Annotated in this window: 17 protein-coding genes; 9 read left to right on the top strand and 8 right to left on the bottom strand. The window is 77.1% G+C overall.

Annotation, left to right across the window (positions count from 1 at the left end; all coding sequences use genetic code 11):
* Positions 1-52 precede the first annotated feature (52 nt).
* Positions 53-661 carry an IMPACT family protein gene (locus tag ACFUVW_RS11605; protein WP_430571482.1) on the bottom strand — a complete coding sequence of 203 codons (609 nt, stop codon included), beginning with the start codon at positions 659-661 and terminating at the stop codon, positions 53-55.
* Positions 662-833: 172 nt separating this feature from the next.
* Between ACFUVW_RS11605 and ACFUVW_RS11600 the strand changes: the two genes are divergently transcribed.
* Positions 834-1,541 (top strand): hypothetical protein, encoded by a 708-nt coding sequence (locus ACFUVW_RS11600; RefSeq protein ID WP_430571480.1) that lies wholly within the window; start codon positions 834-836, stop codon positions 1,539-1,541.
* 180 nt (positions 1,542-1,721) lie between these two features.
* On the opposite strand, the gene ACFUVW_RS11595 is transcribed toward ACFUVW_RS11600, so the two are convergent.
* The 7 genes from ACFUVW_RS11595 to ACFUVW_RS11565 are packed head-to-tail and all read right to left on the bottom strand — an operon-like array spanning position 1,722 to position 7,895.
* Positions 1,722-2,384 carry a Dps family protein gene (locus tag ACFUVW_RS11595; protein WP_430571479.1) on the bottom strand — a complete coding sequence of 221 codons (663 nt, stop codon included), beginning with the start codon at positions 2,382-2,384 and terminating at the stop codon, positions 1,722-1,724.
* Between the two features lie 41 nt (positions 2,385-2,425).
* Positions 2,426-3,013 (bottom strand): hypothetical protein, encoded by a 588-nt coding sequence (locus ACFUVW_RS11590; RefSeq protein WP_430571478.1) that lies wholly within the window; start codon positions 3,011-3,013, stop codon positions 2,426-2,428.
* Complete coding sequence (locus tag ACFUVW_RS11585) at positions 3,010-4,356, bottom strand: DUF58 domain-containing protein (protein ID WP_430571477.1); 1,347 nt, start codon at positions 4,354-4,356, stop codon at positions 3,010-3,012. The genes ACFUVW_RS11590 and ACFUVW_RS11585 overlap by 4 nt, the downstream gene beginning before the upstream one ends.
* A gap of 7 nt (positions 4,357-4,363) precedes the next feature.
* Positions 4,364-5,377, bottom strand: a complete 1,014-nt coding sequence (locus ACFUVW_RS11580) for an AAA family ATPase (RefSeq protein ID WP_430571476.1) — start codon at positions 5,375-5,377, stop codon at positions 4,364-4,366.
* Entirely contained in the window at positions 5,374-5,925 is a 552-nt protein-coding gene (locus ACFUVW_RS11575; protein WP_430571475.1) for a hypothetical protein, read from the bottom strand. Before ACFUVW_RS11575 ends, ACFUVW_RS11580 begins: the two co-directional genes overlap by 4 nt.
* The gene (locus tag ACFUVW_RS11570) at positions 5,922-6,665 is read right to left on the bottom strand and encodes a DUF4129 domain-containing protein (RefSeq protein ID WP_430571474.1); all 744 of its coding nucleotides are present in this window, start codon (positions 6,663-6,665) and stop codon (positions 5,922-5,924) included. Before ACFUVW_RS11570 ends, ACFUVW_RS11575 begins: the two co-directional genes overlap by 4 nt.
* 9 nt (positions 6,666-6,674) lie before the next feature.
* On the bottom strand, positions 6,675-7,895 hold the full coding sequence (locus ACFUVW_RS11565) for a DUF3866 family protein (protein ID WP_430571481.1): 1,221 nt from the start codon (positions 7,893-7,895) through the stop codon (positions 6,675-6,677).
* 109 nt (positions 7,896-8,004) lie between these two features.
* Here ACFUVW_RS11565 and ACFUVW_RS11560 point away from each other — a divergent pair, with 109 nt between their 5' ends.
* The 8 genes from ACFUVW_RS11560 (at position 8,005) to ACFUVW_RS11525 (ending at position 17,814) form a co-directional block, all read left to right on the top strand.
* Positions 8,005-9,117, top strand: a complete 1,113-nt coding sequence (locus ACFUVW_RS11560; protein ID WP_430571473.1) for a helix-turn-helix transcriptional regulator — start codon at positions 8,005-8,007, stop codon at positions 9,115-9,117.
* Positions 9,110-10,144 carry a helix-turn-helix transcriptional regulator gene (locus ACFUVW_RS11555; protein WP_430571472.1) on the top strand — a complete coding sequence of 345 codons (1,035 nt, stop codon included), beginning with the start codon at positions 9,110-9,112 and terminating at the stop codon, positions 10,142-10,144. Before ACFUVW_RS11560 ends, ACFUVW_RS11555 begins: the two co-directional genes overlap by 8 nt.
* Before the next feature lie 5 nt (positions 10,145-10,149).
* Positions 10,150-10,545 carry a hypothetical protein gene (locus ACFUVW_RS11550; protein WP_430571471.1) on the top strand — a complete coding sequence of 132 codons (396 nt, stop codon included), beginning with the start codon at positions 10,150-10,152 and terminating at the stop codon, positions 10,543-10,545.
* 233 nt (positions 10,546-10,778) lie between these two features.
* Positions 10,779-11,087: a Sec-independent protein translocase subunit TatA gene (gene tatA / locus ACFUVW_RS11545; RefSeq protein WP_430571470.1), complete on the top strand. Its 309-nt coding sequence runs from the start codon at positions 10,779-10,781 to the stop codon at positions 11,085-11,087.
* Positions 11,088-11,123: 36 nt separating this feature from the next.
* Complete coding sequence (gene tatC / locus ACFUVW_RS11540) at positions 11,124-11,864, top strand: twin-arginine translocase subunit TatC (protein ID WP_430571469.1); 741 nt, start codon at positions 11,124-11,126, stop codon at positions 11,862-11,864.
* Positions 11,865-11,925: 61 nt separating this feature from the next.
* Complete coding sequence (locus ACFUVW_RS11535) at positions 11,926-12,945, top strand: diacylglycerol/lipid kinase family protein (RefSeq protein ID WP_430571468.1); 1,020 nt, start codon at positions 11,926-11,928, stop codon at positions 12,943-12,945.
* A gap of 69 nt (positions 12,946-13,014) precedes the next feature.
* Positions 13,015-16,014 carry a DEAD/DEAH box helicase gene (locus ACFUVW_RS11530; protein ID WP_430571467.1) on the top strand — a complete coding sequence of 1,000 codons (3,000 nt, stop codon included), beginning with the start codon at positions 13,015-13,017 and terminating at the stop codon, positions 16,012-16,014.
* 135 nt (positions 16,015-16,149) lie between these two features.
* On the top strand, positions 16,150-17,814 hold the full coding sequence (locus tag ACFUVW_RS11525; protein WP_430571466.1) for an amidohydrolase: 1,665 nt from the start codon (positions 16,150-16,152) through the stop codon (positions 17,812-17,814).
* The last annotated feature ends 63 nt before the right edge of the window (positions 17,815-17,877 follow it).

Here is a 17,877-nt window from a genome sequence, read left to right as displayed (position 1 = left end):
GGATCGTGGCCCGTCCTGACGCGGAGACAGGGCCACGATCCCACCCACAGCGCTAGGCGGGGAGGTCGACGACGCGGTCGGCACCGGGGACCGGGGTCAGGGTGCCGGCGGAGGCGGCGGCCAGGTCGTCGCGCAGGCGGGGGAGCGCGGCCGGCGGCACGAGCAGGGCGAGGCGGGCGACGGCGGCGTACGTCGGCTCCTCGAGGACGGCGCCGTGGGTGTGGGCCCAGTCGCGCAGCAGGTGGTCGACGCGGCCGGCGTCGGCGTGCGGGACGTCCACGGTGACCTCCGTGAGCACCTCGCGCCGGCGCAGCGTCCCCTCCGCCGCGGCGACGTCCAGGGCCTCGGCGACGGCGCCGGAGTAGGCCCGCACCAGGCCGCCGGCGCCGAGCAGGACTCCGCCGAAGTACCGGGTCACGACCGCCACGACGTCGGTGACCTCCCGGCGGCGCAGCACCTCCAGCATGGGCACGCCCGCGGTGCCGGAGGGCTCGCCGTCGTCGGAGGAGCGCTGCTGGTCGGCGTGCGTGCCGACGACGAGCGCCACGCAGTGGTGGCGGGCGTCCCAGTGCTCCCTGCGGAGGCGGGCGACGACGGCGTCCGCCTCCTCGACCGTGCGGGCCGGGGCGAGGTGCGCCAGGAAGCGTGACTTCTTGACCATCAGCTCGTGGTCGACGGGGGCGGCGAGCGTGCCCGGGAGCCCGCCCCGGGGCCCGCCGTGGTGCGTCGTGGAGGCGGGGCTGTCGGGTCGGCTCACCGCACGAGGCTACGACGTGCCGTGACACGCCGGGCCGCGTCCGAAGAAAAAGTGTGCCAAGCGTCAGGATGGGCCCATGACGCAGAGCACGAGGGAGACCCCCGCCCGGGAAGCCGACGCGCCGGCCGCGGGGCCCGCCGGCCGCTACCCGCGCCCGACGGTCACCCTGGACGAGGCGGAGTGGGTGTGGCGCGAGCTGTCCGTGGAGGCGCTGCGCCCGGGAGGCAAGCCGGAGGTGGTCCGCCTCGCCGTCATCGCCGGCCTGACGCGGGCGACCGGGGCGCGCTACGGCGACCTGCTGCGCGTGCGGGCGGAGGACCTGGATCTGGGCCCGGACCCGGACGCCGCCGCGCGTCGGGGACGCGTCGGGGGCACGCGGGACCCGGGGGAGGGGAGGGTGCTGCTGCGGCACGGCAAGCACCGGACCCTCCGGGAGCACCGCCTGCCGCCGGAGGTGGTGCTGCTCCTGCGGCACTGGATGGTGGTGCGCGCGGAGCTCGCCGCCGAGCTGGAGGGCTCGGTGCCGCGCGCGCTGCTGCTCACCGTGCACCACACGCACGACCACGGCACGACGGTCGCGAGCGGGCTGCCGATCACGCGGCAGGGGCTGGTGCTGTCGTGGCGGCGCTTCGCCCACCGGACGAACGCGCGCTACGGGGCGGTGCGGGCGCCGCTGCCCACGCGGTTCGAGCAGGTGCGGCGGGCGTGGGTGGACGCGGGCGTGCCGGACCTCGGTCGGGACGTGGCGCCGCCCTCGGACCCGACGAGCTCCTCGGAAAAATAGTGTGCCAAGCGCCCTGGATCACCAGGGTGCTGCCACGGCCACGTCACCCGGAGCAGGGGCAGGCCGGCCGGCCCGGCATGCGCGTCACGGACTCGTGGTGCCGGAGGGGTGCCGCCCGCCGGAGCGGACGACACCCCTCGCACGGGCGTGGGTGACGGTGGGTGACGTGGGGCGCCGCGCCTACTTCTTCTTCCGCGCGGTCGTGGCCCTGGCGCTGCCGGTCTTGGCGGCGGGAGACTTCGTCGCCGCCTTCGCGCCCGTGCTCCGGGTGGACGCCGACCGGGTGCCCTCGGCGGCCTTCTGCGCCGCGGCCTTCTCGGTGGTGGCGCCCGCGGTCGAGAGGTCCCCGCCGGCGCTCTCGAGGTGAGCGCGGACGAACCAGTGGAAGAGCTCGAGCTCGTGCAGGTGACCTATGAGGAGGTCGTTCGTCACGTCGTCGAGGGACTCGGTGTCCTTCGCGGCCTTGCGGTGCGCGGTGATCACGCCCTGGTAGACCTCGTCGAGGGCGCCCAGGTGCTCGATCGCGGAGGCGCGATGGAGCGCGTAGTCGTCCCAGGTGCGCGCGGCGACGAGCGCGCCCGGGGTGCCCACGGGGGAGGCGCCGAGGGTCGCGATGCGCTCCGCGACCGCGTCGGTCATGGCGCGGACGGCGTCGACCTGCGGGTCGAGCATCTCGTGCACCGCGATGAAGTGCGGGCCGACGACGTTCCAGTGCACGTGCTTGAGGGTCAGGTGGAGGTCGGTCAGGGAGTTGAGCCGCTCCTGCAGGATGGTGGCCACCTTCGCTCCCTGCTGGGGGGTGAGCGAGGGCACCGTGTAGCGCGGGGTGTTGCGGTCAGCCATCGGGGGGTCTCCGTCCTCGTCGTCTCGGCGCGGCCGTGAGGTCAGCGCGCCTCGCCATCGTCACGCCGGACGGCCATCCACGCGAGCGCGGCCAGGGCCACGACCCCGAGGGCCACGAGCCAGGACACCGGGCGGCCCGAGAGCGCCCAGGCGGCGCCCCCGACGGCGAGGGCGACCGCGACGACGACGCCGTCGCGCGCCAGCCCGTGGCGCAGCGCTTCGAGCTCCACGCGGTCCGTCGCAGCCGTGTGCGACGCCCACCACCCGAGCCGGGTCGCGACGTAGCCGAGCGGGGCGAGCCACAGCACCGCCGGGTCGAACGGCGCGGCGTCGGAGCCGAGCAGCTCGAGGGCCGCGGTCACGAGGGCGACGTGCGCGGGGCCCGGTCCCGGGCGGACCGCGGCCCAGACGGCGACGAGGCCCGCGAGCACGAGAACCAGCTCGGTGATCAGGTCCGTCCGCACGCCGGCCGCGACCACGAGCGCGGCCACGGCGACGACGAACGCGGTGCGGAGCGCCACGCCGGGCAGGCTGCGCCCGACCTCGACGCGGACGACCGGGAGCGGGCGCCCCGTCTCGTACCGCGACCGCCACCAGGCGCGGAGCCGGGCGGCCAGGGGGCGCCTCATCGTGCCCCCACCGCCCCGCGCCGGTGGCGCTCCTCCGCGCGGACGAAGGCCTCGAACCGGAGGGCGGCCTCCTGGCGTGCGTCGCCGGCCCAGCGCACGACGGGCACGCCCTCGGCCGCCATGCGGCGCAGCCGGTCGTCGCGCTCGGCCCGGGTGACGCGCCAGGCGAGCCGCATGTGCTCCTCGCGCGCCCCGCGCACGTCGGGCAGCGTGTCGACCAGGACGACGGGGTGCCCGACGGCGCGCCACGCCCGCACGAGGGCGAGCGGCTCGTCGTCGAGCACCGTGCTGAACAGGTACACGACGGCGTCCGCGGGCACCTGCGGCGCACGCAGCCGGCGTTCGGGGGCGCCGACCGGGCTGCTCAGCGCGAGCGCGTGCAGCACGCGGCGCAGGTGTCGGCGGCCCGCGGCGGGCGGGAGCGGGCGGCGGCGCCGGCCGAGGTCGTCCACGCCGACCCGGTCGCCGGCGGCGACGAGCGCCCCGGCCACCGACGCGGCGGCGTGCCGGGCGAGGTCGAGGGACGTCGGCTCGTCGACGCGCTGCGGCCCGGTGCCGCGCCAGGTGCGCAGGTCGGGGCCGACGTCGTCGCGCGAGTCGACGACGAGCACCGCGGTCGCCTCGGCGGTGGCGTAGGTGCGCCGGACGTACAGCGTCGCGAGGTCGGGCGAGCGCCGGGCGGTGGTGTGCCAGTCGATGCGGCGCAGCCGGTCGCCGGGCGCGAAGGGGTGCACGTCGCGCAGCTCGTCGCCGTCCCCGAGCCGCCGGGACGTGTGCGGGCCCGTGAGCCCCCGCAGGCGCCGGGGCACGGGCACGCGCCCGAGCGGCATCGCGGTGGGGAGCACCAGCCGCTCGGGCGCGGTCACGGAGACCGGGTCCTCGGTCGCCGCCCCGCCGGCGCCGTAGCCGCGCGCGTCCACGTGGAAGGTGCGCTGCGGGCCGGTGCGCACGGTGCTCAGGGTGAGGGGCAGGTCGCGCGGGCCGGCGGCGACCACGACGCCGGCCGTGCGGTGCCCGGGCGCGGAGACGCGGGCGTGCAGCAGCTCCGTCCCGGGTGCCGGGTCCAGGCGCAGGACGGCGGTGAGCTCGCCGGGCGCGGCGGCGGCGGAGGTCGGGTCGAGCGCGACGCCGGTGCCCCGCTGCGGCGCCCCCGAGCGCCATGCCCCCGGGCGGCCGGCCCACAGCGCGCCGAGGAGCGGGGCCACGCCGAGCAGCGCGACGTCGGCCCGGCCGGCGAGCAGGCCCAGGCCGAGCACGAGCACGCCGGCGCCGAGCCCGGCGGCGGCCTGCGGGCTGCGGCGCCAGACCGCGGGGACCCCGCCCCGGGTGGCGGGCACGCTCATGCGCACGTCACCCCCGCCGGCCCACCGTGGCGGGCCCGGGCACCGCGGCGAGGAGCTCGGTGACGACGTCCTGGGCCCGGACCGCCGACGCCCACGCCGTCGGCGTGAGGGTGAGGCGGTGCGCGAGCACGGGGACCGCCACCCGCTTGACGTCCTCCGGCAGCACGAAGTCGCGGCCTTCGAGCACGGCGACCGCGCGGGCCAGCAGCAGGAGGTTCTGCGACCCGCGGGGCGAGGCGCCCACCTCGAGCGCCCCGTGGGTGCGCGTGGCGGCGGCGAGGTCGACGCAGTAGCCGGCGACGTCCGGGTCCACCTCGGTCGTCTCGACGCCGGCCTGCATGGCGAGGACGGTCGGGGCGTCGACGACGGGGCGCACGGGTGCCGCCTCCTGGCGCCGGGCGACGCGGCGCAGCAGCACGTCCCGTTCCTGGGCCCGGTCGGGGTAGCCGACCTCGAGGCGGACCATGAACCGGTCGAGCTGGGCCTCCGGGAGCGGGTAGGTGCCCTCGTACTCCACGGGGTTGGAGGTGGCCATGACGTGGAACGGGCGCGGCAGCGGCCGGCTGGCGCCGTCCACCGAGACCTGGCGCTCGGCCATCGCCTCGAGCAGCGCGGACTGCGTCTTCGGTGGGGTGCGGTTGACCTCGTCGGCGAGGAAGAGCCCCGTGAACACGGGGCCGGGCCGGAAGACGAACTCGCGGCTCGCCGGGTCGAACACGGACGAGCCGGTGATGTCGCTGGGCAGCAGGTCGGGGGTGCACTGGAGGCGCGCGAAGTCGAGGCCGAGGGCCGTGGCCAGCGAGCGGGCGGCGAGCGTCTTGCCGAGCCCCGGCACGTCCTCGAAGAGCACGTGCCCGCCCGCGAGCACGGTGGCCAGGGCGAGCTCGAGCGTGTCACGCATGCCGACGACGGCCGTGCCGACCTCGTCCAGGACGCGCCGGCCCAGGGCCGCGACCTCGGTGACGGGCAGGGGGTGCGCCGGGATCTTCGCCATGGGTCCGGCGGGCGGGTCGACGGTCATCTCGTGGGCCTTCCTGCGGGTCGGTCGGGGGACGGGGAGGGTGACGGTCCGGACTGCGGTGGGGCCGCCGGCACGGTGTCGATCGCGTCGAGCCAGCGGTGCACCTCGACCCGGCTCACGGGGCGGCGGCCGACGAGCCCGTCGACGACGTCGGGGCCGAGGAGGCGCGCGGCGGCCTCCGGGCCGTCGGGGGCGGCGAGGTCGACGCCCTGCTCGGCGAGACGCGCCGCCGCGAGGTCCCGCACCCGGCCCAGCACGCGGTCGCCCACGGCGCCGCTGCGGGTGAACGTGGCCCAGCCCAGCTCGCTGACGTCGTTGCGCGCGCCGTCACGACGGTCCCGAGAGACGTCCGGCCAGGGAGCCTCGTCGCCGTCGTCGAGGCGTCGCCACAGTGCGATCGCCGTGGCGACCACGACGACGAGCAGGGCGGCGTGCAGCAGGTCGAGCACGCCGGTGAGGGTCAGCGCCGCGCAGGCCGCGAGCGCCGGGAGGCCGACGGTGAGCAGGGCGCGCAGGGTCGTGGCGCGCGGTGGTCGGGTGCGGGTCATGGGTGACGGGCGGGGTCGAGGGCGCGGGCGATGTGGGCGAGGGCGGTGCGGGCGGCGTCGACGGCGTCGGGGTGGACGGGGCGGTCGGTGAAGCGGGCCTGCTGGTAGAGGCGGCGGAGGGTGTCGACGTCGGGGGCGGGGACGGTGCGGCCGTCGTCGCGGTTGCCGGTGAGGAGGCGGGTGGTGAACTCGGTGGGGGTCTGCGCGGGGTCGCGGCGGGTGCCGTGGCGGGCGGCGGCGTCCTCGAGGGCGACCCAGGCGGCGACGACGGCGTCGTGGGGGGTGGCGGCGCCGTCGATGCGGGTGAGGGCGGTGGCGACGGCGTCCTGGAGCTCGGGCAGGGGGAGGTCGGCCGCGGGAGCGGTGGTGGCGTGGCCGGGCGCGAGGTCGTCGCCGTCGTCGTCCTCGGGGGTGGCGAGGGCGCGGACGACGCGGCGGGCGAGGAGCCAGAGGAGGACGGCGACGAGGGCGGCGCCGGCGACGGAGAGCGCGACGACGATCCAGGTGACGACGTCGTCGGAGGGCGGGGGCTGGTCGGCGGGGACGATCTCGTCGGGGCGCTGGGGCTGGACGGGGTCGGAGGCAGGGGGGTCGGGGACGGCGAAGCGGGGGACGCGGAGCTGCCAGGGGGTGGCGGTGGCGGCGCCGAGCACGACGAGGAGGGCGAGGGCGGCCCCGGCGAGGGGTGCGAGGACGGCGCGACGTGCGGTGTCGCGCCGGGTCCGCGTCGGTGGGGCCATGCGCTGACGCTATCGGGTGGGGCGCTCGGTGGGGTGCTCGGCAGGGGTTGCGGTGCGGGGCTGGTCGTGGGCGAGCCGGGTGGCGTGGACGCCGGCGACGGCGGCGGCGACGAAGGACGCGGGGTCGCCGTCGAGGGAGCGGCCCATGGTGGACAGGCGGGCAGGGGAGCCGCGCAGGGCGTCGAGGAGGGCGGCGTCGGCGGGGAGGTCGAGGACGCGGTGGTGGGCGGGGCCTTCGGCGAGGGCGGCGGCCTGGTCGTGGACCCGGCGGGTGAGCGCGGCACCCCAGGCGGGCAGGGCCTCGAGGTCGTCGGTGGGGGCCGGGACCGGGACGTCGGCGGCCGCGAGCGCCACGCGCCCGTAGGCGGTGAGGCTGTGGTGGGAGACGCCGCGGTGGCGGTCGCGGGGGTCGGCTCCGGAGACGCGCAGGGAGGCGACGGGGCGTCCGCCGAGGGTGGCGGCGGCGTTGACGGCTTCTCCGGCGGCGACGCCGGAGAAGCCCCACCGGGTGCCGGTGCCGAGGTTGCCGGGTCCCTGGGTGACCACGACGAGGTCGGCGCCGGCGACGTGGCGGGCGGCGAGGAGGCCGGTGTGCACGGTGACGGCCTCGAGGTCGCCGCCGAACGCCTGTCCGACGGTGATGGTGGTGTCGAGCCAGCCGGCGTCGCGCAGGGTGGCGACGGTGCGGGAGAAGGCGGCGGGCAGGGCGCCGCCGTCGGTCATGACGTAGGCGACGTGGGGGTGGGGTCGTCCGGCGAGGTCGGCGGCGTGGCGGGCGCCGGCGACGACGGCGGGCAGGGCGGAGTGCAGGTCGGCGACGACGACGGGGAGGCCGGCGAGGTCGTCGGCGTCGCGGAGGGCGTCGTGGTGGGTGGACTCCTGCTCGTCGACGCCGAGGACCATGGCTTGCAGGGGGGTGTAGCGGGCCTTGACGAGGTGGCCGGGGCCGGCGTGGGGGTCGGCGGGCAGGGCGGTGGCGTCGCCGGCGGGGCCGACGACGAGGGCGTACCCGCCGGTGCCGAGGCCGCGGGCGAGGGCGGAGACGTTGAGCAGGAGGCGGTCGCCGACGTCGGGGTCGCCGACGAGGGCGGTGTAGGCGAGGCCGCGGACCTCCCAGGGCGCGGTCGTGAGGTCGCGCGAGGGCAGGGGGGTGTCGAGGCGGAGGGTGACCTCGCGGGCGCCGGTCCAGGTGGCGCCGCGGGTGGTGACGGTGCCGGTGCGCCACGTCACGTGCGAGGTGACGGCGGGCGTGTCGTGCCGGTCGCTGGGGGTGCGGGGCTGGGGCTGGTTCGGCGCTGTCGTCACCCACGAGAGGCTACCGGCGACTAAGTTGGTGCCGATGCCTGCGAACCCCGTGGACCCGGCTGCCACGCCCGTCGATCCCGCGCCGTCGTCGCGGGGCACCCCGCCGGCCGAGCGTCTCCTGAACCTCGTGATCGCGCTGGTGAACACGAGCGCGTCGATGACGAAGCAGCAGGTGCGCGCGGGGGTGGCGGGGTACGGGGACGCGCCGTCGACGGAGGCGTTCGAGCGGATGTTCGAGCGGGACAAGGACACGTTGCGGGCGCTGGGCATCCCGATCGTCACGGTGGACGGCGGGGGGCACAGCGACGAGGTCGGGTACCGGATCGACAACGACGCGTACGCGCTGGGTGCGGTGGACCTGACGCCGGCGGAGCTGGGCGTGGTGGCGCTGGCGGCGCAGCTGTGGTCGGACAAGACGCTGCGCACGGACATGTCGCGCGCGATGACGAAGCTGCGGGCGGCGGGCGCCGGGGAGGTCGCCGTGGACGCGGTGGCCGGGCTGGCGCCGCGGGTGCGGGCGGCGGGTGACGCGTACGTGCCGCTGCTGGAGGCGGTCTCGGAGCGGCGGGACGTGTCGTTCCGGTACCGGGCCGCGAGCACGGGGCAGGAGCTGACGCGGCACGTGGAGCCGTGGCGTATCGCGGCGCGGGGCAGCGGCTGGTACCTGGTGGGCTTCGACCGGGCGCGGGGAGCGGCGCGGGTGTTCCGGCTGTCGCGGATCTCGGGCAAGGTGCGGGTGGGGTCGCAGCCGGGCGCGTTCGACGTGCCCGACGCGGTGGACGTGGACGCCATGCTCGGCGAGCGGGTCGGTGCGCTGCAGCGGGCGCGGCTGGCGGTGGTGCCGGAGCGGGCGCAGGCGCTGCGGGCCCGCGCGGTGCCCGCGGCCGACGGCGGTGACCCCGGGGACGGCGGCCGGCGGGCCGGGCGGCGCGACGGTCGGGACCTGCTGGAGGTGGAGTTCCGCAGCCTGTCGGCGTTCGCGGACGAGGTGGCGGGGTACGGGCCGGCGGTCGTGGTACTCGAGCCGGCGCAGCTGCGCGCGGACGTGCTGCGCCGCCTGGAGGCCGCCGCAGGGCTCGACGCCGCGGGCGAGGGCACGGCGGAGCGGACGACGGGGGAGACGACGGGGGAGGTGACGCATGGCTGAGCGGGCCGACGACCGGCTGGTGCGGCTGCTGGGGCTGGTGGCGTTCCTCGACGGCGCGGGACCGGTGCGGGTGGAGGAGCTCGCGGACCGGTTCGGGGTCACACCACGGCAGGTGCGTGAGGACGTGGACGCCCTGTGGGTGTCCGGCACCCCCGGGTACATGCCGGACGACCTCATCGACTTCGACGCGTTCTCCCTCGAGGACGGCGTCGTCACGCTGACCCAGGCGCGCGGCATGACCCGGCCGCTGCGGCTCGGCACCCGGGAGGCGGTGGCGCTCGTCGCCGCGCTGCGCGCGATGCACGCCTCGCCCGCGGTGCAGGCGGACCGGCGCCGGGCCGCCGTCGTCGCCTCCGCCCTGGACAAGCTGACCGCCGCGACCGGCGAGGCCGCGGGGGCCGTCGACGTGCAGCTCGAGGGCGAGGGCGACCCGCAGGTGGTCGCCGCCGTCACCTCCGCGCTCGCCGAGGGCCGCCGCCTGCACCTGCGCTACGTCAACGCGGCCGACGTCACCACCGAGCGCGACGTCGACCCGCTGCGCCTGCTCACCCAGGACGGTGCCATGTACCTCGTCGGCTGGTGCCTGCGGGTGGACGGCCGCCGCACCTTCCGGGTGGACCGCATCCTCGACGCGCGGGTGCTGGACGAGCCGGTCGCCGAGCGCGACGTCGCCGTCGCGGGCGACCTGGGCGCCGACGTGTGGGCGTCCGTCGCGCACCGCGGTGCGCCCGCGGCCACGCTGCGGCTCGCGTCCGCGGCCCGGTGGGTCGCCGAGGAGGTGCCCGCCGAGTCCGTGCGCGACCTGCCCGACGGCACCGTCGAGGTGCGCCTGCGGGTCACGAACCCGGCCTGGCTGCGGCGCCTGCTGCTCGCCAACGCGCCCGACGTCGTCGCTGTCGACCCGCCCGACGTGGCGCACGACGTCGCGCAGTCCGCCCGTGCCGCGCTCGCCGCGTACTCCTCGACCGGCGCCGACGAGACCACCGACCCGACCACCCGCCAGACCACCGACGAGACCGTAGGCTGACCGGCATGTGGGGCTGGATCTGGGCGGGGCTCGTCGTCGCGACCCTCGTGGGCGCGTTCTTCCTGGGACGACACCTGTGGCGCGCGGGGATGCGCGCCCTGCGGGAGGCGTCCCGCGCCGGGGAGGTGCTCGGCTCCGCGACCGAGCGCATCTCCGCCGCCGTCGCCGAGGCGGAGGCGCACCGCGCCGACACCTCGCCCACCCTCTTCGACGACCCCGTCGTGCTGCGCGAGCGCGTCGCCGAGCGCCGCCGCCTCAGGGCCGAGCGGGCCGCCGTCCGCCGCGAGCGCCAGTCCGCGACGTGGCGCCGCTGGCAGACCGAGGGCTGGCTCGCCGCGCGCACCGCCGACAAGGCGGCGCACGCCGACCTGCGGGCCCGCACGCCCGCACGGAGGCGGTAGCCCCCGCGCACCGGGTCGGCGGGCACGACGCCACCGTGGAGGCATGCACGGAGACGCCGTGGGTGACGGTCCGCTCGCGGGTGCAAGGGCTTCCCGTCCTGGCCGGAGAGTCTCCCGGCACGCCGGTCCGACGGTGTCGTCACCCGAACGTCACCTGCACGGCACCGGGAACCCACTAGGGTTGACCCCGACACACCCCGCCCACGGGCGGACGAGAACGAGGAGCCATTCTCATGGGCATGCTCAAGCCCTGGCACATCATCGTGCTGGTGGTCGTGATCCTGCTGCTGTTCGGGGCGCGCAGGCTCCCTGACCTGGCGCGCAGCGTCGGCCAGTCGCTGAAGATCTTCAAGAAGGAGGTCAAGGACCTCACGGACGACGGCAAGCTCAACGACTCGAACGAGCCGCCGGCCGACACCACGACGCCGCCCGCCGGCAGCACGTCCTCGTCGACGTCGACGTCGACGAATGCCACGAGCACGGGCACGGGCGACGGCGAGCAGATCCCGGGTCTCGTCGACCCGAAGCAGCCGCGGGCGTAGTCGGTGCCCGGAAACACCCGGGACCCCGAGGGGCGCATGCCCCTGCGCGAGCACCTGCTGGAGCTGCGCAAGCGGCTCTTCCTCGCCGCGTGCGGCCTCGTCGTGGGTGCGGCCGCCGGATGGGTCCTGTACGAACCGCTGCTCGCCGCGCTCCAGGCGCCCCTGTCGGCGGCCGCGGAGGAGCAGGGCAAGACGATCGCCCTGAACTTCACGGGCATGGCGTCGGCGCTCGACATGAAGGTCAAGGTCTCGCTCTTCCTCGGCGTCATCGTGACGTGCCCGTGGTGGCTCTACCAGCTGTGGGCCTTCGTGACCCCCGGCCTGACGAAGCGGGAGAAGGGGTACGCCTACGGGTTCCTCGGCGCCGCGGTGCCGCTCTTCCTCGGCGGGGCGGCCCTGGCCTGGTGGGTGCTGCCGCACGCCGTCGACATCCTCGCCGGGTTCGTCCCCGACGGGGCGGTGAACTTCACCGACGCGCAGGGCTACCTGAGCTTCGTCATGCGCCTCGTGCTGGCGTTCGGCATCGCGTTCGTGTCGCCGGTGTTCCTCGTCGGCCTGAACATGGCCGGGGTGCTGCGCCACGAGACCCTCGCCAAGGGCTGGCGATGGGCGGTGCTCGTCGCGTTCGTGTTCGCGGCCGTGATGACGCCGACCCCCGACGCGCTGACGATGATCTTCGTGGCCCTGCCGATCTGCGTGCTGTACTTCGGCGCGCTCGGGTTGTGCGTCCTGCACGACCGGCGCGTCGACAAGCGCAGGGTCGCCCCCACTGTCTGAGCGGGGCCGGTCCGAGCGAGCCCGCCCCGGAGAGAGCCGCCCGCTGCGCCTCGGCGTGGTCGTGAACCCGACCGCGGGCAAGGGGCGCGCCGCGTACGCCGGCGAGGGGGTGCTGGCCGGGCTGCGCCGGGCGGGGCACGACGTCGTCGACCTGACCGGCGCCGACGCGGACGCCGCCCTCGCCCGGGCGCGCGCCGCCGTGGACGGCACGGTCGGGCCCGGCACCTCGCACGGGCCCGTCGACGCGCTCGTCGTCGTGGGCGGCGACGGGATGGTGCACCTCGGCGCCCAGGCCGTCGCCGGCACCGACGTCCCGCTCGGCATCGTGCCGGTGGGCACCGGCAACGACTTCGCCGCCACGCTCGGGCTGCCCGTGCGCGACCCCGCGGCGGCGGGCGCCGCGCTGTGCCGGGCGCTGGAGGCCGGAGCCGCCGGGCGACGAGCCGTGGACGCGGCGCTCGTCACCGGGCCCGGGCTCGCCGGCGGCCCGCGGTGGGTCGCCGGCGCCGTCTCGGGCGGGCTCGACGCCGCGGTGAACGCGCGCGCCAACCTGCTGCGGCACCCGCGCGGCAGCGCCCGCTACACCGTGGCCGCCGCGCTCGAGCTGGTGCGCTACCGCCCCTGGTCGTACCGGCTCACGTTCGACGGCGTCGACGACCGGCCCGCCGCGGACGGGAGCGCCACGCTGCGCCTGCGCCCCGGTCCCGCCGGCGCCGCGACGTGGACGGGCCGCGCCGCCCTGGTCACCGCGGCGAACGGGCCGCAGATCGGCGGCGGCATCCGCGTCGCGCCGGCGGCGTCCCTCGACGACGGCCTGCTCGACGTGCTGGTCGCCACCGACCTGTCCAGGGCGGGCGCCGTCGCCGTCTTCCCGAGCATGTTCACCGGCGGGCACGTGCGCCGCCGCAAGGTGCACGTCGTGCGGGCGCGGGCCGTGACGATCGAGCCCGGCCCCGACGCGTGGGTCGCGGGCGAGCGGCCCCTGCCCGTCGCGCACGCGGACGGCGAGCGGCTGGGCACCCTTCCGCTGCGCGTCGAGGCACGGGCGCGCGCCCTGCAGGTGCTGGTGGAACCGCGCTGACGCGCCGCTGAGGCGCTGGTCAGGGGGGTCGCGCACGGCACGCGCGGCCACGGCACCTAGGCTGACGGCATGGCTCCCCGTTCCCGTCCCGGCTCCGGCTCGCGCGCCGGCTCTCCCGACGGCACCGCTCCCGGTACCGACGACCTCAGCCCCGCCGAGCGGTACGCCGCGTCGCGGGCGCGCAGCGCACGCGACCGGGCCGACGCCGAGGGCGAGCTGCGGCTGTTCCGCCAGGTGGTGGGGTTCGAGCTCGACCCGTTCCAGGTGGACGCGTGCGTCGCGCTCGAGGAGGGGCGCGGGGTGCTGGTCGCTGCGCCCACCGGCGCCGGCAAGACGGTGGTGGGGGAGTTCGCCGTCCACCTCGCGCTCGCGCGCGGCGGCAAGGCGTTCTACACGACCCCGATCAAGGCGCTGAGCAACCAGAAGTACACCGACCTCGTCGCCCGGCACGGCGCCGCGAACGTCGGCCTGCTCACCGGGGACACGTCCATCAACGCCGGCGCGCCGGTGGTCGTGATGACCACCGAGGTGCTGCGGAACATGCTCTACGCCGGGTCGTCCGCCCTCGACGGGCTCGCGTACGTCGTCATGGACGAGGTGCACTACCTCGCGGACCGGTTCCGCGGCCCGGTGTGGGAGGAGGTGATCATCCACCTGCCCGACCACGTCCAGCTCGTGTCCCTGTCCGCGACGGTGTCCAACGCGGAGGAGTTCGGCGACTGGCTCGCCACCGTGCGCGGCGACACGGCCGTGGTGGTCAGCGAGCGCCGGCCGGTGCCGCTGTGGCAGCACGTGGTCGTCTCGGCCCCGGAACCCCGCGGGGTGCCGCGCCTCATGGACCTGTACGCGGGGCACGTGGACCCGACCGACCCGGGCACGAACCCGCCGATCAACCCCGACCTGCAGGCGATGTTCCGCGTGTCCGCGCGGGCGGAGTCCGGCCACGGCCGGCACGGGCACCGGGGGCGGGGCGACCGTGGGTACCGGGGCCGTGGCGGGAACCGGCCGGGCGCCGGCGGGCCGGTGGCGCACCGCCGCACGCCGCCGCGGTTCGCCGTCGTGGACTCCCTGGACGCGGACGCCCTGCTGCCCGCGATCTACTTCATCTTCTCCCGCGCCGGCTGCGACGGGGCCGTGCAGCAGTGCCTGCGCGCGGGCCTGCGGCTGACGAACGGGGAGGAGGAGGCGCAGATCCGGCGCGTCGTGGAGGAGCGCACCGCCACGATCCCCACCGAGGACCTCGACGTGCTCGGGTACTGGGCGTGGGCCGAGTCGCTGTCGCGCGGGATCGCGGCGCACCACGCGGGCATGCTGCCGGTGTTCAAGGAGACGGTGGAGGAGCTGTTCTCCCGCGGCCTGGTGAAGGTCGTCTTCGCGACCGAGACGCTGGCGCTGGGCATCAACATGCCGGCCCGGTCGGTGGTGCTGGAGAAGCTGGTGAAGTGGGACGGGACCGCGCACCAGCCGGTGACGCCGGGGGAGTACACCCAGCTGACCGGGCGGGCCGGGCGGCGGGGGATCGACGTCGAGGGGCACGCCGTCGTCGTCGATCACACGGGCCTGGACCCGGTGGCGCTGGCGGGGCTCGCGTCCAAGCGCCTGTACCCGCTGCGCTCCAGCTTCCGGCCCACGTACAACATGGCGGTCAACCTGGTGGGGCAGGTGGGCCGGGAGCGGGCGCGCGACGTGCTGGAGACGAGCTTCGCGCAGTTCCAGGCCGACCGGGGCGTGGTGGGCCTGGCCAAGCAGGCGCAGGCGCACGCGGAGGCCATGGAGGGCTACGCCGAGGCGATGGCCTGCGACCGGGGCGACTTCGCCGAGTACATGGGGCTGCGGCGGGCCATCAAGGACCGCGAGAAGGAGCTGTCGCGGGCCGCGTCGGGGGCCCGGCGCGCCGACGCGGTCGCGTCCTTCGAGAAGCTGCGCCGCGGCGACGTCGTCGAGGTGCCGTCCGGGCGGCGGCGCGGCTACGTCGTCGTCCTGGACCCGGGCCGCGACGACCGCGGCTTCGACGGGCCGCGGCCGACCGTGCTCACCCAGGAGAAGCAGGTCAAGAAGCTCACCCTCGCGGACGCGCCGGGCGGCGTGCAGGTGGTGGCGACGGTGCGCATCCCCAAGGGGTTCAACCCGCGCCGCCCCGACCAGCGGCGCGACCTCGCCTCGAGCCTGCGCAACGCGCTCGGGGCGTTCTCCGGCGACGGCGGCTCCGGGCGGCACCCCGGTCGCGGCGGCCGGCGCGGGGCCCCTGCCGGCGGCCCGGGCGGGCGTCGCTCGGACGCGGCGTCCGACGCCGAGCTGCAGCGCCTGCGCGCGGCGCTGCGCGCCCACCCCTGCCACGCATGCCCGGACCGCGACGACCACGCGCGCTGGGCGGAGCGGTGGGAGCGGCTGCGCGCCGAGCACGAGCAGCTGGTGCGCCGGGTCGAGGGGCGCACGGGGTCGATCGCGCGCACGTTCGACCGCACCTGCGACGTGCTGACGAGGCTCGGCTACCTGGCGCGCACCGACGGGGCCTCGACCTCGCCGGAGAGCGGCGCCGCGGCGCCGGGGACGCTCGCGGTCACCGACGACGGCCGGTGGCTGGGCCGCCTGTACGCGGAGGACGACCTGCTGCTCGCGGAGTGCCTGCGCCGCGGCATCTGGGACGACCTGGACGCGCCCGGACTGGCAGCCGCCGTGTCCACGGTCGTGTACTCGGGGCGCCGCGAAGAGGCGTCGGAGCCGTTCGTGCCGGGCGGGCCGCACGGGCGGCTCGCGCAGGCGCTGGACGCCACGACGCGGGCCTGGTCGGAGGTGACCGACCTGGAGGCGGAGCACCGCCTGGAGGCGACGGGTCCGCTGGACCTGGGCCTGGTGGCGCCGGTGCACCGGTGGGCGTCGGGCAAGAACCTCGACGCGGTGCTGCGCGGCACGGACGTGGCGGCGGGCGACTTCGTGCGCTGGTGCAAGCAGGTGCTCGACGTGCTGGACCAGCTGGCGAAGGCCGCCCCGCGCCCCGCGCTGCGGGCCACGGCCCGCAAGGCGCAGACCGCGGTGCTGCGCGGCGTCGTCGCCTACTCCAGCGTGTGACGGCGCCGGCGCGCGTGCGGACCGTCTCGCGCGCCGACGCCGCCCGGGTGGCGGCGGCCACATGTGAGGAATCCGTGCGGCCGGTGTGGGGGTGTGGTGGGCACCCGCGCGCGGCGGTGCCATAGAGTGCAGGCCGTGACGTCCACCCTGTACCGCAACGGAGTCGTCCACTCGCCCGCCGACCCGTTCGCCGAGGCCCTGCTGGTCGACGACGGCGTCGTGACCTGGCTCGGCGCGGAGGACACCGCCGCCGGGCTCGCGGCCCGCGCCGACCGCGTGATCGACCTGGACGGCGCGCTCGTGGCGCCCGGGTTCGTCGACGCGCACGTCCACCTGCTCGAGACGGGCCTCGCGGCCGAGTCCGTCGACCTCACCGCCGCCGGCGGGGTGACGTCGCTCGCCGCGGCGCTGGACGCCCTCGCCCGCGGCGCGCGCGAGCTCGACGCCGCCGACCCGGGCGGCGAGGAGGTGCTGCTCGCGTTCGGGTGGGACGAGCAGACCTGGCCCGAGCGGCGCGCCCCCACGGCGGACGAGGTCGACGCCGCGTGCGGCGGTCGCCGCGTGTACGCGGCGCGGGTCGACGGCCACTCCGCCGTCGTGTCCGGGTCCTTCGCCCGCGCGGCGGGCATCGACCGCATCCCGGGCTGGGAGGCGTCCGGCATGGTCACCTCCGACGCCCACCACGCCGCGGCCGACGCCGTGCGACAGGTCTCGCCCGCGCGCCGCACCCGCGCGTACCGGCGGGCCCTCGCGGACGCCGCGGCCCGCGGCATCGTCGGCGTGCACGAGATGTCCGAGCCGAACATGGACACCCGCGAGGGGCTCGCGGAGCTCGTCGCGCTCACCGCGGACCCGGCGGGGGCGCTGCCGCACGTCGTGGCGTACCGGGGCGAGCTGTGCGCGACGGCGGACGACGCCCGGCAGATGCTCGCCGAGCTGCCCTTCCTCACCGGCATCGCCGGCGACCTGTGCGCGGACGGGTCGATCGGCTCCCGCACCGCGGCGCTGCGCCACCCGTACAGCGACCTGCTCGCCGCGCCGGGCGGCGCCGAGCCCACGGGCCGCCTCTTCCTCACCGCCGAGGACATCGCCGCCCACCTGGCCGCCTGCTCCGCCGCCGGCACGCAGGGCGGGTTCCACGTCATCGGCGACCGCGCCATGGACGAGGTGGTCCACGGGCTCGAGCTGGCCGCCACCGAGCACGGCGCGAGCCTGCTGCGCTCGGGCCACCACCGCCTCGAGCACGCCCTGTTCGTCGACGCGTCCGCCCTGGCCGCACTGCTGCTGTACGGGGTGGCGCTGTCGGTGCAGCCCGCGTTCGACGCCGCCTGGGGTGGAAGCCACGGTATGTACGCCGCCCGACTGGGCCCGGGGCGCGCGTCGACCCTGTCGCCGTTCGCCGACCTCGCCGGAGCGGGCGTGCCGCTCGCGTTCGGCTCGGACACCCCCGTCACCCCGCTGGACCCGTGGCAGGCGGTGCGCGCCACCCTCACCCACGAGGACGCCATGCAGCGCATCTCCGCGCGGGCCGCGTTCCGCGCCCACACCCGCGGCGGGTGGCGGCTCGCCGGCCTGGACCACACCGGGGCGGGCGAGCTGCGCGTCGGGGCGCCCGCGCACCTGGCGGTCTGGCGGGCGGACACCCTGTCCGTGCAGGCCCCGGGGGACCGCCTGTCGGCGTGGAACCCCGAGGCGCGCGCCGGCCAACCGCTGCTGCCCGACCTGTCCGAGGGCGAGCCCGACCCCGTGTGCCTGCAGACGGTGCGCGACGGCGTCGTCCTGCACGACACCTTCGACTGACCCGCGCTCTCCATGCCTTCGAGCACGCGATCCGTCGGGGGAAGCGACCCCGTGCCGCGACGG

Source organism: Isoptericola sp. NPDC057391 (genome assembly GCF_042668085.1).
Classification (GTDB): Bacteria; Actinomycetota; Actinomycetes; order Actinomycetales; family Cellulomonadaceae; genus Isoptericola.
The sequence above is the reverse complement of the archived record's forward strand: the minus strand, read 5'-3'. Positions and strand labels throughout refer to the sequence as shown.

Coding starts and splice junctions, on each gene's coding strand:
- ACFUVW_RS11585 (WP_430571477.1), bottom strand. CDS start 4,356: ATGAGCGTGCCCGCCACCCGGGGCGGGGTCCCCGCGGTCTGGCGCCGC.
- ACFUVW_RS11590 (WP_430571478.1), bottom strand. CDS start 3,013: ATGAGGCGCCCCCTGGCCGCCCGGCTCCGCGCCTGGTGGCGGTCGCGG.
- ACFUVW_RS11575 (WP_430571475.1), bottom strand. CDS start 5,925: ATGACCCGCACCCGACCACCGCGCGCCACGACCCTGCGCGCCCTGCTC.
- ACFUVW_RS11550 (WP_430571471.1), top strand. CDS start 10,150: ATGTGGGGCTGGATCTGGGCGGGGCTCGTCGTCGCGACCCTCGTGGGC.
- ACFUVW_RS11570 (WP_430571474.1), bottom strand. CDS start 6,665: ATGGCCCCACCGACGCGGACCCGGCGCGACACCGCACGTCGCGCCGTC.
- ACFUVW_RS11530 (WP_430571467.1), top strand. CDS start 13,015: ATGGCTCCCCGTTCCCGTCCCGGCTCCGGCTCGCGCGCCGGCTCTCCC.
- tatC (WP_430571469.1), top strand. CDS start 11,124: ATGCCCCTGCGCGAGCACCTGCTGGAGCTGCGCAAGCGGCTCTTCCTC.
- ACFUVW_RS11605 (WP_430571482.1), bottom strand. CDS start 661: ATGGTCAAGAAGTCACGCTTCCTGGCGCACCTCGCCCCGGCCCGCACG.
- ACFUVW_RS11595 (WP_430571479.1), bottom strand. CDS start 2,384: ATGGCTGACCGCAACACCCCGCGCTACACGGTGCCCTCGCTCACCCCC.
- ACFUVW_RS11600 (WP_430571480.1), top strand. CDS start 834: ATGACGCAGAGCACGAGGGAGACCCCCGCCCGGGAAGCCGACGCGCCG.
- tatA (WP_430571470.1), top strand. CDS start 10,779: ATGGGCATGCTCAAGCCCTGGCACATCATCGTGCTGGTGGTCGTGATC.
- ACFUVW_RS11560 (WP_430571473.1), top strand. CDS start 8,005: ATGCCTGCGAACCCCGTGGACCCGGCTGCCACGCCCGTCGATCCCGCG.
- ACFUVW_RS11580 (WP_430571476.1), bottom strand. CDS start 5,377: ATGACCGTCGACCCGCCCGCCGGACCCATGGCGAAGATCCCGGCGCAC.
- ACFUVW_RS11555 (WP_430571472.1), top strand. CDS start 9,110: ATGGCTGAGCGGGCCGACGACCGGCTGGTGCGGCTGCTGGGGCTGGTG.